At 50.0% G+C, this 16,400-nt stretch carries 16 protein-coding genes and 1 riboswitch; of the genes, 1 reads left to right on the top strand and 15 read right to left on the bottom strand.

Annotated features, from left to right (window positions below; genetic code table 11):
- Nucleotides 1-8: 8 nt before the first annotated feature.
- The 7 genes from AC6ESO_RS00080 to AC6ESO_RS00050 form a co-directional block, all read right to left on the bottom strand.
- The gene (locus AC6ESO_RS00080) at nucleotides 9-1,022 is read right to left on the bottom strand and encodes a ThiF family adenylyltransferase (protein WP_497089641.1); all 1,014 of its coding nucleotides are present in this window, start codon (nucleotides 1,020-1,022) and stop codon (nucleotides 9-11) included.
- Nucleotides 1,023-1,041: 19 nt separating this feature from the next.
- On the bottom strand, nucleotides 1,042-2,049 hold the full coding sequence (locus tag AC6ESO_RS00075) for an ABC transporter substrate-binding protein (protein WP_497089640.1): 1,008 nt from the start codon (nucleotides 2,047-2,049) through the stop codon (nucleotides 1,042-1,044).
- A gap of 13 nt (nucleotides 2,050-2,062) precedes the next feature.
- Nucleotides 2,063-2,815 (bottom strand): ABC transporter permease, encoded by a 753-nt coding sequence (locus tag AC6ESO_RS00070; protein ID WP_497089639.1) that lies wholly within the window; start codon nucleotides 2,813-2,815, stop codon nucleotides 2,063-2,065.
- Complete coding sequence (locus AC6ESO_RS00065) at nucleotides 2,812-3,630, bottom strand: ABC transporter ATP-binding protein (protein ID WP_497089638.1); 819 nt, start codon at nucleotides 3,628-3,630, stop codon at nucleotides 2,812-2,814. Before AC6ESO_RS00065 ends, AC6ESO_RS00070 begins: the two co-directional genes overlap by 4 nt.
- Nucleotides 3,627-4,298 carry a thiaminase II gene (gene tenA / locus AC6ESO_RS00060; RefSeq protein ID WP_497089637.1) on the bottom strand — a complete coding sequence of 224 codons (672 nt, stop codon included), beginning with the start codon at nucleotides 4,296-4,298 and terminating at the stop codon, nucleotides 3,627-3,629. Before tenA ends, AC6ESO_RS00065 begins: the two co-directional genes overlap by 4 nt.
- A 30-nt stretch (nucleotides 4,299-4,328) precedes the next feature.
- Nucleotides 4,329-5,618 (bottom strand): acetylornithine deacetylase, encoded by a 1,290-nt coding sequence (locus tag AC6ESO_RS00055; protein WP_497089636.1) that lies wholly within the window; start codon nucleotides 5,616-5,618, stop codon nucleotides 4,329-4,331.
- Between the two features lie 72 nt (nucleotides 5,619-5,690).
- Nucleotides 5,691-5,801, bottom strand: a riboswitch (TPP riboswitch).
- Nucleotides 5,802-5,857: 56 nt separating this feature from the next.
- Entirely contained in the window at nucleotides 5,858-7,084 is a 1,227-nt protein-coding gene (locus tag AC6ESO_RS00050; RefSeq protein WP_497089635.1) for a multidrug effflux MFS transporter, read from the bottom strand.
- A 226-nt stretch (nucleotides 7,085-7,310) separates the two neighbouring features.
- On the opposite strand from AC6ESO_RS00050, the gene AC6ESO_RS00045 reads away from it, so the two are divergent.
- Complete coding sequence (locus AC6ESO_RS00045; protein ID WP_497089634.1) at nucleotides 7,311-8,234, top strand: aminoglycoside phosphotransferase family protein; 924 nt, start codon at nucleotides 7,311-7,313, stop codon at nucleotides 8,232-8,234.
- 97 nt (nucleotides 8,235-8,331) lie between these two features.
- Here the strand turns inward: AC6ESO_RS00045 and AC6ESO_RS00040 are convergent, their stop codons facing one another.
- From AC6ESO_RS00040 to AC6ESO_RS00005, 8 genes are all read right to left on the bottom strand, one after another.
- A complete protein-coding gene (locus AC6ESO_RS00040) occupies nucleotides 8,332-9,168 on the bottom strand; it encodes a phytanoyl-CoA dioxygenase family protein (protein WP_497089633.1) in 837 nt (278 codons plus the stop codon).
- Nucleotides 9,169-9,249: 81 nt separating this feature from the next.
- Entirely contained in the window at nucleotides 9,250-10,266 is a 1,017-nt protein-coding gene (locus AC6ESO_RS00035; RefSeq protein WP_497089632.1) for a LacI family DNA-binding transcriptional regulator, read from the bottom strand.
- 50 nt (nucleotides 10,267-10,316) lie between these two features.
- Complete coding sequence (locus tag AC6ESO_RS00030) at nucleotides 10,317-11,156, bottom strand: carbohydrate ABC transporter permease (protein ID WP_497089631.1); 840 nt, start codon at nucleotides 11,154-11,156, stop codon at nucleotides 10,317-10,319.
- A gap of 20 nt (nucleotides 11,157-11,176) precedes the next feature.
- On the bottom strand, nucleotides 11,177-12,052 hold the full coding sequence (locus AC6ESO_RS00025) for a carbohydrate ABC transporter permease (RefSeq protein WP_497089630.1): 876 nt from the start codon (nucleotides 12,050-12,052) through the stop codon (nucleotides 11,177-11,179).
- A 113-nt stretch (nucleotides 12,053-12,165) separates the two neighbouring features.
- Nucleotides 12,166-13,506 (bottom strand): ABC transporter substrate-binding protein, encoded by a 1,341-nt coding sequence (locus AC6ESO_RS00020; protein WP_497089629.1) that lies wholly within the window; start codon nucleotides 13,504-13,506, stop codon nucleotides 12,166-12,168.
- A gap of 372 nt (nucleotides 13,507-13,878) precedes the next feature.
- Nucleotides 13,879-14,784 carry an aldo/keto reductase gene (locus AC6ESO_RS00015; RefSeq protein WP_497089628.1) on the bottom strand — a complete coding sequence of 302 codons (906 nt, stop codon included), beginning with the start codon at nucleotides 14,782-14,784 and terminating at the stop codon, nucleotides 13,879-13,881.
- Between the two features lie 37 nt (nucleotides 14,785-14,821).
- A complete protein-coding gene (locus tag AC6ESO_RS00010; protein ID WP_497089627.1) occupies nucleotides 14,822-15,631 on the bottom strand; it encodes an NAD-dependent epimerase/dehydratase family protein in 810 nt (269 codons plus the stop codon).
- 159 nt (nucleotides 15,632-15,790) lie between these two features.
- Nucleotides 15,791-16,400, bottom strand: a 610-nt coding sequence (locus AC6ESO_RS00005; protein WP_497089626.1) for an IS3 family transposase, incomplete at its 5' end; no start/stop codon positions are given.

The raw sequence follows: 16,400 nt of genomic DNA, 5'->3' as shown, positions 1-16,400 counted from the left end.
AGTAAGAATTAAGATCCGATATAGCGGGCATACAAAATCTTAGCGCGCACCAAATCTTCCGTCCCCTGCACGAATACGCGGCCATCCGGGAATAATACGAGTCTCTCACCTTCCGGCAATTCGGCTCGAAGCAAATAAGCATTCACGCTTACCTTCACGACCGCGGGCTCCAGCCGTGCTCGCCATACCTCCAAATCGATCGGCCCGCTCCCGGCCATTTGTACCGTTTCTCGCCCACATAAGGAGACAGCCGAGTCTTGCTCTGCCGGATCCAGGGCGGGATACTGCTTTAATTGGCAGCATGGACAGTTGTTCCTCGGTTCGCCAAGCTTCATTTCATAGGAGTGATTGGCCCACAGATCAAAGGTGACTAAGCTGTTTCTGCGTTTGTCATGCGCTCCAACCAAATACTTCATTGCCTCAACGGCTTGATAGGAAGCGACAATGTCAACGACAGGCGCGATAACGCCGATCGTATCGCAGGTTTGCCCATTGCCATCTGCGGATTGAATGAAGCAGCGCAGGCAAGGCGTGCTTCCGGGAACGAGAATCGCGCTCATCCCTCGCGAGCTGACCGCACCGCCATAGGTGAAGGGAATGCCCCTCTTGAAGCATGCATCATTGAGCAGAAACCGCGTTTGAAAATTATCCGTCCCATCCAGGACCAAATCCATGCCGTCTAGGAGAGATTCCATATTATGAACGGTGACATCGGCTACAATCGCTTCGAGCCGGACATCGGAATTGATCTTTTGCAGCTTCTTCTCCGCAGCAATAACCTTGGGATAGCCTTGCCGAACATCCTCTTCATCAAATAACATTTGCCGCTGTAAATTGCTCTGCTCCACATAATCGCGGTCCACGAACCGCACCAAGCCTACGCCGGCTCTTACCATATGGTTAGCCAGCACAGTACCGAGCGCGCCCATCCCTACAATTAATACCGCGCTGTCCTTCAGCTTCCGCTGACCCGCTTCACCGATAGGCGCAAACAGCATCTGCCTTGAATATCGTTCATTCACCTGTCCGACTCTCCTCGCCTTACAAATTGCGGAATGCTTCTGCAGCTTTAACGCTCTTCGAAATCTGACCTTGCTCTGTCAGCCATTGGATGACTTCATTCCAAGATTGCTCCGATTGACTGGCAAAAGCTTCTTTCCCTGCATCCATCAGCGGCAGCAAGATTGCCAAGCTTTGTTTCTCCACATCCGCGTCCAGCGGAAACTCCTCACTCTGCTCATCCAATAAGAGCTGCAGCGCCTCGTCCGGATGGCTCGCCGTATACGCCTGCCCTTTGGCTGCGGCTTCTATAAACTTCTTAATGGCGCCGCTCTTCTTGTTCAGTCCATCCTCACTGGCAGTTAACACCAGCTCGTAGTAATCCGGCACGCCGTATTTAGATGGATCGAAGGCCGTCAGCTTCTCACCCTCTTTCTCCAACAACAGCTTCTCATGGTTCACATAACCACCGATGATGGCATCGACCTTCTTCGTGGTCATCGCCGGAATCAGATCCCAGCCAACATCCGTATAATTCAATTTCGAGGGGTCGCCGCCGTCCGACTTCACCATCGTATTCACAATCGCTTCATCGAGTGGAATGGAAGGGTAACCGATCTTCTTGCCGATCAGATCCTTGGGACTGTGAATCTCCCGCGAATCAAGAACAAGCAGTTGATTAAGCATATGACGAACGATTGCGCCGACAGATACAATCGGTATCCCTTCGGAACGCGAGATCGCCACCTGCATCTGGTAGCTCAGCGCCAAATCTGCTTTACCGGTCGCCACCAGCTTTAAGGCATCGTTCGTATCCGCCGGCGTTTGCAGGTTCACCTTCAAACCAGCGTCTTTAAAATATCCCTGCTCTTGCGCCGCATACAGGAACGTATGCACGGCATTCGGATACCAGTCGAGCAGTACCGTGATTTCCGTTTCTCCATCAGCTGCTTGCTTATTGGTTCCACAGCCTGCAACCACTAGTAACACCAAGCCAAGGGCTGCCGCCTTCCATGTGCTCATAGACCATTTACGTAGATTCACTGTCATTTCTCCTTTTAACTTAACTTCTGCGATGGCTAAGGCAAGCACGCTCTACCCATTGCACCGCGAGGAACAAGATAATTCCCATCGCCGATAGCAAAAGCACGCCTGAGAACACCGCTTCACCGCGCAGCATATTCGATGCCCGCTTCGTGTACATCCCGAGGCCATTTTCGCCCCCGAGCCACTCTCCAAGCGTAGCGCCTCCCACACTAATCGCGGCTGCCATCTTCAGTCCCGTGAAAAATCCCGGAAGCGCGGATGGAATCTTCCATTTCAGCAAGAGATCGCGTTTGCGAGCTCCCATCGTCCGCATCAGCTCTCCGATATCAGGATCAGCGGAGCGAAGACCGTCTGCCGTATTCACAGCAAGCGGGAAGAAGGTGAACAAAACCACGACGGCGATCTTGCTCCATATTTCATAGCCGAACCACATCACCATGATTGGCGACAAGGCGATAATCGGAATGGTTTGAGAGCCGACGATGAGCGGGTATATCGTCTTCTTCGCTAAGCCGGAGCTTTCAATCCAAGCCGCAGCCAGCGTTCCGAATATAACGGAAATGCCGAGCCCCAGCAGAGATTCCCCCAACGTAACGCCAAAATGTTTCCCAAGCAGCTGTTTATTCTCCCACATCGAGACGAACACATCCGATAGCTTCGGAATGATGTAATGCGGGATGTTCATGACCCTCGTTCCGACTTCCCACAGCAAAGCGAGCAGCAGCACGAATACAAGGACAGGCACATTAGCGGTGAATCGTCGTTTCATGCCCCCCCACCGCCTTTCGAGCGGCCGGCACCAAAACCAATCCAATCCAGCAGCTGTCGCTTCAAGCTGATGAATGTCTCATCCAGTGCCACTTCATAGCCGCGGGGGCGAGGTAGACTCACGTTCAGCTCCCGAAGTGTCGTAATGGGCGATTGCGCCGCAACAAGTACCCGATCGGATAAGAGCAGCGCTTCATCAACGTCATGGGTGATGAACAGAATGGTCTTGCGATGCTGCTCCCACACCTGCAGCAGCCATTCTTGCATATTGATCCGCGTCATGGCATCCAAGGCGCTGAATGGTTCATCCAGCAGGAACAGCTCTCCTCCGCCCAGAAGGGAGCGCAGAAACGAAACGCGCTGGCGCATACCGCCGGAAAGCTCATGCGGAAACTTGGTTTCCGTTCCTTCCAGCCCTAAGCCAGGCAGCAGCTCTAACACTTGGCGACGTGCCTCCCGCTTGGAAGTTCCGCGCAGCTCCAAGCCAATTGCGGCATTATCCAGCACCGATCTCCATGGGAGAAGGCAGTCCTTTTGCGGCATGTATCCGATCTTCCCCTGCTTCGTGGCTTCAGAGGCAGAGTCGCCTGCTGCGCCGATCGCAATTGTGCCCGCTGTAGGAGCCAGCAGTCCGGATAATAGGCGGAAGAGCGTTGTTTTGCCAATTCCGCTTGCTGCCAGAATACTGACAAACTCGCCCTGTTTAATATCGAAGTTCAAGGCTTCGAACAAGGGTGTTTCCTGCGGAAATGAGAAGCTAAGCCCGCGTACCGATAACGCGGCTTGCTGTTTTCCTGCTTCTACTGTTGTGCTCAAACCGGCCACTCCTCTTGCCGATAGGCCATATCCCAGAACATATATTCAAGCTTGGATGCGACGAGGAAACGTTCCTCCAGCTGCGCAAGCTCGCGTTCCGGCTGGCCTTCTGCCAAACGATCCATCAAACCTATACACCAGTTGGTCAAAGCCTCGAATTCTTCGGAGCCGTACACCAAGATCCACTCCCGATAAAGCGGATGATCCAAGGCGCCCGGAACCTTCATGAAAGCTGCCCCGATCTCCTGGTAGCTCCACATGCACGGCAGCAGCGCGGCTACAACCTCTGCGAGCGAGCCCTGTGCAGCGACATCCAGCAAATATTTGGTATAAGCAATCGTCGTTGGCGCTGGTTGTGTCTGCTCCAGCTCCTCGCGCGTTACACCGAATCGCTCCGCGTAACCCCGGTGCAGCTCCATCTCGACATGCAGCGTGGAATGAAGCAGCTCGGCGAACTTTACCATCGTTTCCATATCTCTGGCCTTCATGCTGCCCATCGCGAACAACTTGGCATAATCGATCAGATAGACATAATCTTGCTTCAAATAATAGATAAAACGCTGTGGATCGAGCGTCCCTTCCCGCAGTTCCGTCAGAAAGGGATGCCGATGGCTTGCCGCCCATATCTCATGCGCTGAACGGTACAGCCTTTCACTAAATCGACTCATTGGTATTCCTCCGCCCTCTTACGTGTTTGTTCATTTATCGTCCGTCTTTCTCCGGTTACACCAATCCGAAATGAAACCAATCATCACTTTGGCGTAATCCACGAGCTCCCGCAGATCTGTGCTTTCATTAACTGCATGCGCATGGGCAAGCTCCCCAGGACCGTAGATGACCGTCGGTATGCCTGCACGCCCCAGCCAGCCTGCATCCGTTACCGTTGGACTCATGCCCAGCTGAGGTTCCGCCCCTAGCGCTTGTTGATGGTTGGCGAACAATGCCTTCAGCCCCTCGCTCTCCGCGCCGAGCTCCAGGGATGGGAAGATTTCACCGCGTTCCTCAATCATCGACCGGCCTCCCCAGCGGAAAGCAGGCGGATTGTTACGCAGCCAAGGATCGGCCTGAGCGATTGCGAGCAAATGCGCCTCCACCTCAGCGGCAACCGTTTCATAATCCTCATTCGGATAAAAATGGACCGTAATCCACAACGCGCACTTATCTGCGATGAAGGCCGCGTGACGACCTCCTTCAATAACAGCGGGATTAATCGTATTCGAGCCGGCCGGAAAACCGGGGTAGGATTTGGTCACGGCCCAGTGACGCTCCAGCTCTTGAAGTCCTGTGATCAGTTTGGCCATCTTCTCGATCGCGCTAGCCCCTTGAACGCCGCCGCCGGCATGAATCATGCGTGCCCGCATGCCGTCATGGTAGGTAACCGGGCTTTGAATCGTCACCCAGCCGGTGATAACCCCGCCTTGTCCTTGAATGGCCATTCCGCTCGTATCCGCCACAACGGCAAAATCCGCCGAATATCCGCGTTCCATGCAAGCACGCGTCCCCGCTTCTCCCGCCTCTTCTCCAATAACCGAATGAAACAGCAGATCGCCTCGCAGCTCTATTCCCGCTTCAGTCAACAGTTTCACCGCGAAGAGGAGGGCGGCAAGCCCGCCTTTCATATCCGATGTGCCTCTGCCATAGGCCCTGCCATTTCGCAAGGTCAGCTGGAATGGATCATTTTCCCACTCACTGCTATCTCCAACTTCGGCTACATCCATGTGACCGTTCAGCAGCAAGCTTTGGTAGGCATGCCGCTCCGTACCTGGTTTGATCGCTGTAACGTTCGGATCGCCGGGATACACTTCCCACAATTCCGTCTCAAAACCATTCGCTCGGAGGTACTCCTCCAAGTATTGCTGTGCGTTTAATGTGTTTCGAGCAGGCGGGCTGACTGTCGGATAAGCGACCAGTTCGGCCAACAGAGCAAACAGTTCATCCTGCCGCTCTTCTGCCTGCTGCTGCAATTGTGAAATAAAGGAATCTCTCATTACCTATGTTCTCCTTTCCGTAGGAAAGCAGGCATGAACAATAGAAAAAAACCATTCGAGAATATACGAATGGTTTGGATTCGATACGTTCTCTACGCCAGCATTACCTGGTTCAGATTAACGGTCAGGGAAATAACGTTCCCTATCTCAGCCAGACTCCATCCAGCACCCGTACTTTCATTATGAAATTATTCTCACTATAGCTCATAACGGCACAATTGACAACAAAAGGCGAAATACTAGCCCATACTATTGATAGGAGCCGATTTTGCCGCACGCGGACTTCTTCTTACCAGAAAGAAGTAAGCCAGCATCGCGGCGAAGCTCGTCAATAAAATAATGACGCCAAGCGGAACGGCAGTGTCTTCTCCCGCGATACCGACTAGCGGAGAGACAACCGCTCCCAGTAAGAAGGGAACAACACCAAGCAGTGCGGCCGCGCTGCCCGCCATATGCCCCTGACTCTCCATTGCAAGCGGGAATGCTGCTGTAGAGGTGATGCCAATCGAGGCTACGAAGAAAAACAGCGGAATCACCAGTGCGAACAATGGGCCATGTGCGATACCAACTACTAAGACAACGACGCTGGACGCAAAGGCAAGCCATAAGCCGAACAACAGAAAGGTATGCTCGGATACCCGATGCGCCATCCGACCGACCAGTTGGGAACCGAGGATCAAGCTAATGCCGTTCGATCCAAACAATAAAGCAAATACGGTCGGAGAGGCCCCGTATATATTTTGATAAATAAAAGGCGTTCCCGAAACATAGGCGAAAACCCCTGCGATCATAATGCCTTGTGCCAGCATGTAGCCGAGAAACTGCCGCTCTCTTAGAAGCGACCCGTAGTTCCCCAGCTGCTCCAAGAAATTGCTTGGCCTGCGCAGATTAGCTGGCAGCGTCTCCTGCAGTCCCCATTTTGTCATCGAGAACAGGTAGATTCCTAGCAAAGCCAGCGCTACAAATACGCCGATCCAAGTCGTGAAAGAGAGAATACCGCTGCCGGTAACCGGCGCCACGAGCGGACCTAAATTACCGACAAGCAAGAGCAGCGAGAAAAATTTCGTAAGTTCATGACCGCTGTACAGGTCGCGCGCGATCGCACGGGAAATGACAATGCCAGCCGCTGCCGCAAATCCTTGCATGAACCGGAAAACAATCAACAGCCCAATATTGGGCGAGATAGCGCAAGCTAACGAAGCGGCAACATAAACAGCCATAGAGATAAGCAGAGGATTCCGTCTACCATAGACATCGCTGAGCGAACCCATGACGAGCTGGCCGATGCCGAGTCCGAGTAAACAAGCGGTAAGGCTGAGCTGTACCAGTGACGCTGTCGTATCGAATTGCTTCACAATCTCCGGAAACGCCGGTAAGTACATATCGATAGTAAAAGGCCCGAGTGTCGAAAATAAACCAAGCAGCATTGCTAATCTAAACACGTTCCGACTGTTCTTGTTCGTCATAATAAAGCAAATCTCCTATTCTTCCATCCAACACTCTTATTTGTTCCAATCCGTGCTGAGAGTTTTGTTTCTCATCCTATCACAACTGTACGGATACCGACAACAAAAGCGGGCACACAAAATAAGCCAACCCGTAACTTCGGGTTGGCTTACTTACACCGGCTCTCCAGCCTTGCAGCCGGTAAACAATTCCCATACAATGAATTTATCCTAATGGAGAGCGAGAGTGATTGCAATTTCAAACACCGTCAAGATGCATGATCATGAGGTGGAAATTGACGCCTCTCTGGTGAAACGGTTACTCGCCGGACAATTTCCGCAATGGGCGGAGCTTCCGCTCACTCGGATTAAGTCTAGCGGAACGGACAACGCGATCTTCCGGCTTGGTGAAGAATTAGCGGTACGCTTGCCTCGCATCGATTGGGCAACCGGACAAGCCGAAGTGGAACAATATTGGCTGCCCCTCATTGCCCCGCTCCTGCCGCTGGCTATCCCTGCCCCGCTTGCTATCGGGGTTCCCGCTGAAGGTTATCCATGGCAATGGGCTGTATATCGTTGGTTCAAGGGTGAGGATGCGATAGTCGGGAGCATCGACGATTTGGCTCAAGCCGCAACCGATATCGCTCAGTTCGTCGGCGCTATGCAGCGTGTCGATCTAAACAATGAGGTCACCCCCCCTGCATCCTCCCGAGGCATGTCGTTGGCACCGAGAGATAGCGGCGTTCGCAAGGCCATCGCAGAACTGGAAGGGTTGATCGATCAAAGCGCGGCAGCCTTGGCTTGGGATGAAGCTCTTCGAGCACCGGATTGGCAAGGGACCGGCGTCTGGATTCACGGTGACATTCACGCAGGCAATTTGCTCATCGAAAATGGTCGCATTAGTGCCGTTATCGACTTTGGCTGTATGGGAATCGGCGATCCCGCCTGCGATATGCTGTTTGCTTGGAGTATCCTTACGGACGAAACGCGGAACATCTTCCGTGCAGCACTGCAGCCGGATGATGCAACTTGGGCTCGCGGCCGCGGCTATGCATTGTCGATGGGTTTGTTCGCATTGCCTTACTACAAGGACACCAATCCTGTATTTGCTTCAGTCGCAAAACGAATTATCGATGAAGTTCTTGCTGATTTCAAGAACAGGAACGAATAATAACTCGTACCGCGGACCTTGCGCCGCCGCAGCACCTACCAAAAACCGCATTGCAGCCCTCCTCCAGAGGGTACAATGCGGTTTTCTCTGTATCTCTCTAATGCTTCGGCTCCGCAACGGGAAAGCCGATCTTCTCATTACGCAGCAAACGCTGCGCTTTCTCGGACAGCTCATCGTATGTTTCCTGCGGAATTTGAATGGTGCCTTCACGCTGCCGGTTCTCCGAGTAGATAAGCGCGATATTCGGTCTGTGCTTATCGGATTTGTTCGGCGTACCGCGGTGCCATACTCGATCATCGCGAATCAGAATGGAGCCTGCCGGCATTAGCATTTTGATACCATGCATATGCTCAGCCAGCTTTGACTTGTTGAATGCATTCGGCGCGTACCAGTTGTCCGGATGCAGATGCGTCCCGCCCGGCCATATCTCCATAGGTCCGTTATTCTCATGGACATCCACAAGCGGATAATTGACGATCAAGTTCGCAATCGGCAAGTTCGCCCCATATTTGTCGCCGTAGCGCGAGGAAGTATCCGCATGCACAGGCTGCGATTTCTTACCGCCGGGCATGGACGTATTCGTGGCAAAATAGGTCATTAAGCAATCCTCGCCCAAGATCCGATCCACGATTTCGGTCACGAACGGGTTCGCAATGATCGCTTCATCGCAGAACGGTTTCTCAAACGGTAAATAGAGACGAACATGATTCGTACCATCATTAAAACCATTCTTCGGATTAAGGATCTCTTCGCGATGCGCCTCGAAGTAAGGATCTAGTATGGCTGTATAGCTGTTGAACAGCTCATCGACTTGGGCTCTTGGCAATACTTCCTCGAATAGCACGTATCCGTTGACTTTGATCAGTTGAATAGCAAGCTCTAAGGTTTCAGGAGATAACTTGCCGCTTTCCAGCTCCTCGGCGCTAAGTCTCATTGCATACCAACCTCCACTTGGATATAGTGAACCGCTACTTAAACGTTTAGGAAGATACGGGCGCGATTAGCACATCCGGCTCTACAGCAGCCGCTTCGTGCTCTCCCGCACGATCAATTCATTCTTCAGCACCACATTGTGGTCGATATCCGTTCCTTCAAGCATCTCGATCAGCAGTTTTGCCGATGCCAAGCCCATCTCGTATTTGTTCTGATGAACGGTAGTCAGCTTCGGCGAACAGTATGAGGAGAGGATGATGTCGTCATAGCCGACAACAGATACGGAGTCGGGGACCTTTCTCCCTCTCTTCTCAAGCGCTCGCATCGCGCCAAGCGCCATCAAATCGCTGGAGCAAAATACGGCGGTAACCCCCGGATGTTCATCCAATATACGCATCATCGCCTGTTCCCCGCCCTCTTCGGAAAACTGCCCATCGAAGATTTTCGAGGCCACAAACGGTAATTCGCGTTCGAAGAGCGCTTTCTTAAAGCCCTTTAATCGCTGCTCACTGACATGTGCTTCCGCATAGCCGTTAATCATCGCTATATTCGTATGGCCCCACTCCATCAAATGATGAATGGCCAATCGAACCCCTTCGATATTGTCAGTCGTGACATTCCCCAGTATTTCATTGGAGAACGGGATATCGATCAAGACGCAAGGGAAATTGGACTTCTTAATGACTTCCTCCAGATACGGATCGTCGACCTTTAAGCCGAATATGATCGCTCCATCTACATTTCGCTCTTTGCATAAATTGTAGTAGGATTTGATTCGCTGCTTGGACGGACTCGTACTGAACAGCAAGATGTCGTAATTCATCTCGTTGGCTCGATCATTGATGCCGCATAAGATCTCAAAGGCGAGATTATCTTTTCCCCCTGAATACTTTAACCCCGAGAATATCACGCCAATTGTGCGCGTCTTACTCGATACCAAGCTTCTCGCTACCGCATTGGGCGAATAATCCAGCTCTTCGGCAATTTCATGAATTTTTCGTTTTGTATCCTGGCTAACGTCATCATATCCGTTCAGCGCTCTGGAAACGGTAGTCGTCGACACGCCGGCCATCCTAGCAATATCTTTAATCGTCGCCATTAGCACTCACCTGCCAAAGTAAGAATAGGTACAGCTGCAACTTGCTTTGATTAGCCTTTCACGCCGCCGCTGACAACACTTTGCTGAACCTGTTCCTGAGCCAACATGTATAAAATAATACTAGGCAGCGTTACAAGCGTCAGCGCTGCGAACAGTTGGGTGTAGTTATACGAGAATTGTTCCGTGAAAAACTGCAAAGCGACAGGCAGTGTCCGATTCTCTGCGGATGCGGTCAGCATGAAGCCGTAGAAAAATTCATTCCAGTTGCCGAGGAACATGAGAATGCCTGCAGTGGCCAAGCCTGATTTGGCAAGCGGCAAATTGATATAGAAGAACACCTGCCAGAAGGTAGCCGATTCCATATAAGCCGCTTCGTCCAGCTCTCTTGGAATGGATAGAAACGTCGCCCGCAAGATGAACAGCGATACAGCCAATCCGGCTGATATGTACACTACAATTAGCGCCATTCTCGTATCATACAGTCCCGTTAAATTGATGAAGGAGAAAATGGGCTGTGCCGTAGCATGGCCTGGAATTAGAAGCGTAATCGAGAACAGAACAAACAAAATATGTTTTCCCTTGAAGTCGAATTTCGCAAATGAATACGCCGCCAGTGCATAGAACAGAAGCGCGATCAGTGTCGAAGTGACCGAAATCAGTACAGAGTTCGTCGTGTTGCTTAAGAAATTATTCATTTGCAGCACCGAATAGTAGGCATGAAAATTAATGTCAACCGGAAGCGCAAACGGCGTATTCAGTATCGCTTTGTTCGATTTAAACGAAGAAACGACAATCCAGAGCAGCGGGACAAGCGATATGCAGACTGTGAATAAGAGCACCAAATAACTGAAAACCCCTACCAGGCCGCGTTTCAAAGGTTCAGCCTTCATAAAGCAGGATCACCACCCTGTCAGTTGTAGACACTTTTGTTCATCTTGAACACTTTGGTCGTAATGGCCAGAACGCCGATCCCCAATATAATCATGATCGTAGCCACCGCATTGGCATAACCGAATTGATAATTAACGATGCCATCGTAGAGCATGACTGAGATATTATAGGTGGAGTTCCCCGGTCCGCCTTTGGTCGTCAAGAAGATCGCTTCGAACATCGTAATTCTCGCAATAATCGATAAGATGACCGAAGTCCCCAGCGAACCGCGAATGAGAGGCAAATTGATCCTCCAGTGAATTTGCGCTTCTGTTGCCCCGTCGATTTTTGCCGCTTCATGCAGCTCCTTAGGGATCGCCATCAAGTCGGACAGAACAAGAAGCGTTACGATGACCGCGTAGAATACCCAAGTTAAGCTGATAGCAGAAAACGCGTATTGCTGATCGAAGAACCAATTCGTATGAAAGTTCGAGAAGCCGAGCTTTCTGATGAAATTGTTAAGCAGGCCCATCTGATCATTGAAAATAAACCGATAAATAATCGCCCACGCCGATACCGCGATCACGTTGGGAATCATAAATACCCCGCGTACAAATCGCCAGCCGACCGGCCGTTTAAAGATAATGAATGCGACAAGAGCGCCGAATGGGACATGGATGAAAGTGGCGATGAGCGACCACTTCAATAGATTCATTAAGGAGACGATAATGGAGTTGTCATCCAGGAAGATCATTTTATAATTATCGAATCCAATGAATCTCGCCGTATTAAAACCATTCCACTCCATGAATCCCGTTGTAAACACGGTCAGGATCGGGACAAAATAGAAAACCAGAAAGACGATAAGCGTAGGGATAATAAAGAGATACACCCACAATTTATTGTACTTGTACATGGCAGAAATCCTCCCCGAAGAGCGGTAATCGATGCATGACAGTCAAGATGGTCTTGGCAAGAAGCGCATTAGCGATCGCCATACGCTTCTTGCCAAGACCAAGCCTGCCTGCATTATTTCTTAAACTTCTCGGCTGCGTCTGTCATCGCTTTACAGAACTGTTCGGGAGTCATATCGTTCGTTGCCAGAAGCGGCAAGTTTTTAGCAAACAAATCCGAGACGGATTGGGGCACGATATCATAGATCAATCGGTTGAGTGTTTTCATTTTAGAGCCGACTTCATCGTTTAACTGTCTCAGGATCGGATCCAGTTTTGCCTTCGCATCATCCGGCATCGGCATTTTTGGAGCAAAGCCGCCTTCAGCGACCAAGAATGCATTCAGTTCATCCGGCGAATAGATGAATTTGAAATATTCAATCAAACCATCCACCGTTTCCTGCGGCGTATCCTTCGGAATGGAATACCAGTATCCGTCGGCAGAGCCGAGCGCAACGCCGTTCGGATAAATGGTCGCGCCTACTTTACCCGCGAAACCTTCGGAGGCTTTGTCAGGATTGCTGAAGTCCCCAACCATCCATGGACCGTTCGCGATCATAGCCGTATTATCGCTGAAGAATTCATTGGCTGCGATGGAGTAAGTCGCGCCCAGTGCGGACTTAGTCGTGTAGTCCGTCAGCAGCTTCTGCACCTTGGCAAAGGTATTAATCCACAGCGGCGAGTTAAAGTTCGTTACGATATCGCCTTTCGTTAATAGCTCCTGCCCTTCCGGCTCAGAGGCGATCATCGCCGAAGCAAGCAGCATCGTCGTCCAACCATTCTCTCCGGTCATGAGGGATAACGGCGTAACCCCGGCCGTTTTCAATTTGTCCAGATCGCTGAAGAATCCGTCCCATGTCGTCGACGGCTCCGTAATGCCGGCTTTCTGAAGCAATTCCTTGTTGTAATACAAACCAATCGGACGCTCAAAGGCAAGCGGAAGCGAAACGATTTTGCCGTTCTTGTCCGTGTTATATTTAACTGAATCATCAATCAAAATGTTTTTGATCTCTGGATTGTTGTCGATGTAAGGTTTCAAATCGAGGAGATCGCCGTTGTTAATCATAATGTCGGCAAGCTCTTTATCGACTTCGATAAGCGGGGGTAATTTCTTCTGCTGATAGAGGAGTTTGATTTTCTTCGAGTATTCGTCCTGCACGATTTCCTCGATTTCAATCTTGTATTTCCCGGCATATTTCTTGTTAAAGCGCTCAATTTGAGGAAGGTAGAAGATGGCTCCGACGTTATTTCCCGTTTTGTAGCTTGGGAACTTAATGACTACTTCTTTGCCGCTGTCTGCTTTGTTAGTGCCGCTATTCGAATCTGCTGATTCATTGCTAGTATTGTTATTGCTGCCACATGCCGCCAACGATAGAACAAGAAGAAATGCAACTAGTAAGAAACTTATTTTCTTCACAGATAAACCTCCCCTAATTTTTCGCTCGTTACTTCCGTTTGAGTGAAGTATGACTGAAAATGCGGTGGGTATCAGTTTGGATTGTTACCATACTGTGCTGCACGAACAGTGAAACCGGAACACTCCTTTCTTGATGGAAAATGAATTGCAGTTCATCCGAAACGTTTAAGGAAGACTGCGCCTTCATTATAATTACAGTTGGAAGCGATTACAAGATAGAATTTTGGAAAATAAGAGATAAATTTTTTAGTTTCCACCATTCGATAGAAGGCGATAAAAATCGACAAGGATGACCGCCCAAATTCGGCAATGTGCGCATATCATAACAAAAAGCGTCCACAAGTGGACGCTTCTTAGGTTTACTTTGCTCAGCTAGGCTTTCGGAGACTGACCTGCTTCAAGGAGGCGCCGCTTGGCTTCCCCATAAACATCAGCTGAAAGTACGCCTTTCTGGGCAATCTTTATGTTTTCCAGCAAATGCTCCGGACTCTTAGTCCCGACAATCGTTGTCGTCAAGTCAGGGTGACTTAAAGTAAACCGCAGCAGGAATGCTGTGCGGCTTTCGCCTTCCTCCAACAATTCATCGAGCTTGGCCGTTTCCCAGGCAGCCCATCGATCGCCATTACCTAAGCCTACTCCCGGCTCACCGCGACCAACGCCTCCGCGTATGATGGTACCTGCTCCTGAATGGGCTGCTGCCGTAATCACATTTTCGTGATCACGCTCTAGTGCAGAATAAGGGATTTGGAAGCTGTCGAATACGCCGGTTTCGATATACTTCGTGATGTGGGGAAGCGTCGAAGAAATTCCGATCCACCGCACTTTGCCTGTGGCTTGAATTTCTTTCAGCACATCAATCAATTGTCCTTCATCGGTTTGTTCGATTGTAGGATTATGAAGCTGCATGAGGTCGATATAATCGGTTTTCATTCTTCGTAAGCTGACATCTAGGTTGCGCAGAAGATTATCTCTTGTCCATACATGCGGCGTCTCATCATGATCGCCTGCATCAACAACCGTGCAGCCGCATTTGGTTGCTAAGAAATACTCGCTGCGCCGCTGGCTGATAAACCGGCCGATGTACGCTTCGCTTAAACCGTAATCGTAAGCCGTATCAATAAAATTGATCCCTGCATCCAGCACGGCATTCAAGATGTTCTCTGCCTCGGAATCCGTAACGGAACGCCCGCCCCAAATCCGTGGTCCCCTGATTTCCATTGCACCAAAACCCAGCGAAGTAACTTCCAGTCCGGTTCGTCCCAATTGTCTCTTTTGCATCCATATTCACTCCATTTCTGATCATGTACAAATCGGATTATGAGCCTAGGATTACGCCTTGATTGGTGTTTTCTTTAACGAATGTCCCGAAGTTATATTTAGGATGATAGCCGAGTTCGGCTTTAGCTATGGACAAATCGGATGTCATAATTTGCTCAGGCAGATGAAGCCGATACTTCTCGATAATCGCCCTTGCGCCGGGATACACCTTCTCCAGCACCTGTACCGGAGAATCAGGATAAGCCAGGACATCCTCTTCCGTATATGCATCTTCTCTGACTAGATGATACGTACCGTAAGTTTGCTTACATTCAACCGCGAGGCAAACCGCATCGATGATGTCGCGGCGGTCGACGCCGCCATGCAGCAGTCGTTCGCCATAATGTCGCAGATCGCGATAAGGTGTGAAATCCGTAGGTCGCAGGATGATAATCTCAAGGCCATGCCGGTCATGATAAAACTGACACAATTGCTCACCCAATTTCTTGGTGTAGGCGTAGAAATCGTTTCCGAAAAACGACATGCTCGACAGCCACACCACACGGCGAACGTTGTTTCGGACAGCAGATTGGAACATTTCGAACGTCCCGGTGACGTTCAAATCATAAAATTCCTTCTCGGAATTCGTCCCCATATGAATGCCGTGATAGGCCGGAGTATGAATGATTACATCTACACCCTCCATTGCCGAATCCAAGGACCCATGCAACCGGACATCTGCTTGATAATAGGGTAACGAAGTTTCCATGTCTCGCACATCGGATAACCTTACATTATGCTTCTGCGAAAGCTGCTCCGCTGCTCCCGAACCTACACTTCCTGACGCGCCCGTGATCAATACATTCAACTATTTCGCCTCCTTTATGGCCCGTTACTAAGAATATAAACAACAATACTAAAAATGAATAGTACGCACTTTAATTTCACTAGGTTACCTTAGGGTTAGTACTGCTATAGCAAAAAGCCCACGAAAGTGATGTGACCCCCATTTGTTAGACGCTATATATTAAGCTGCTTCAAGGGCATGAGTCCGGTACTGAATGGGGCTCATGCCTTTTAGTTTTGCCTTAATTCTGCTGTGATTGTAATACGAAATGTAATGTTCTAGTTCAGCTTTAAACTCCTCAACACTCTCAAATTCCTGGATATAGAAGAATTCTGACTTTAAAATACCAAAGAAGCTTTCCATGACCGCATTGTCGTAGCAGTTTCCTTTGCGTGACATGCTCTGCGTTATTCCACGTTCCTTTAATGACTTCTGAAAATGACGCATCTGGTAATGCCAGCCCTGATCCGAATGAATAGTTAAGGTATCTTCATCATCTAATCGTTCAAATGCCTTCTCCAGCATACTGGAAACAAGCGAGTATTGGGGGCGGGATTCAACGGTATAGGTAATGATTTCTCCATTAAACAAGTCGAGCATCGGTGATAGGTACAGTTTTTCTCCAAATAACTTGAATTCCGTAATATCCGTTACCCATTTCTCATTCGGTTTCGAAGCGTTGAAGTTCCGTTCTAGAATGTTCGGCGCAACTTGACCTACATTTCCTTTGTACGAACGATATTTCTTCTTACGTACAATGCAGGTCAAGCCCTGTTCACGCATAATTCGT

Source organism: Paenibacillus rhizoryzae (assembly GCF_059686995.1).
Note: the sequence above shows the minus strand (reverse complement) of the source record. Positions and strands in the feature narration are given on the sequence as shown.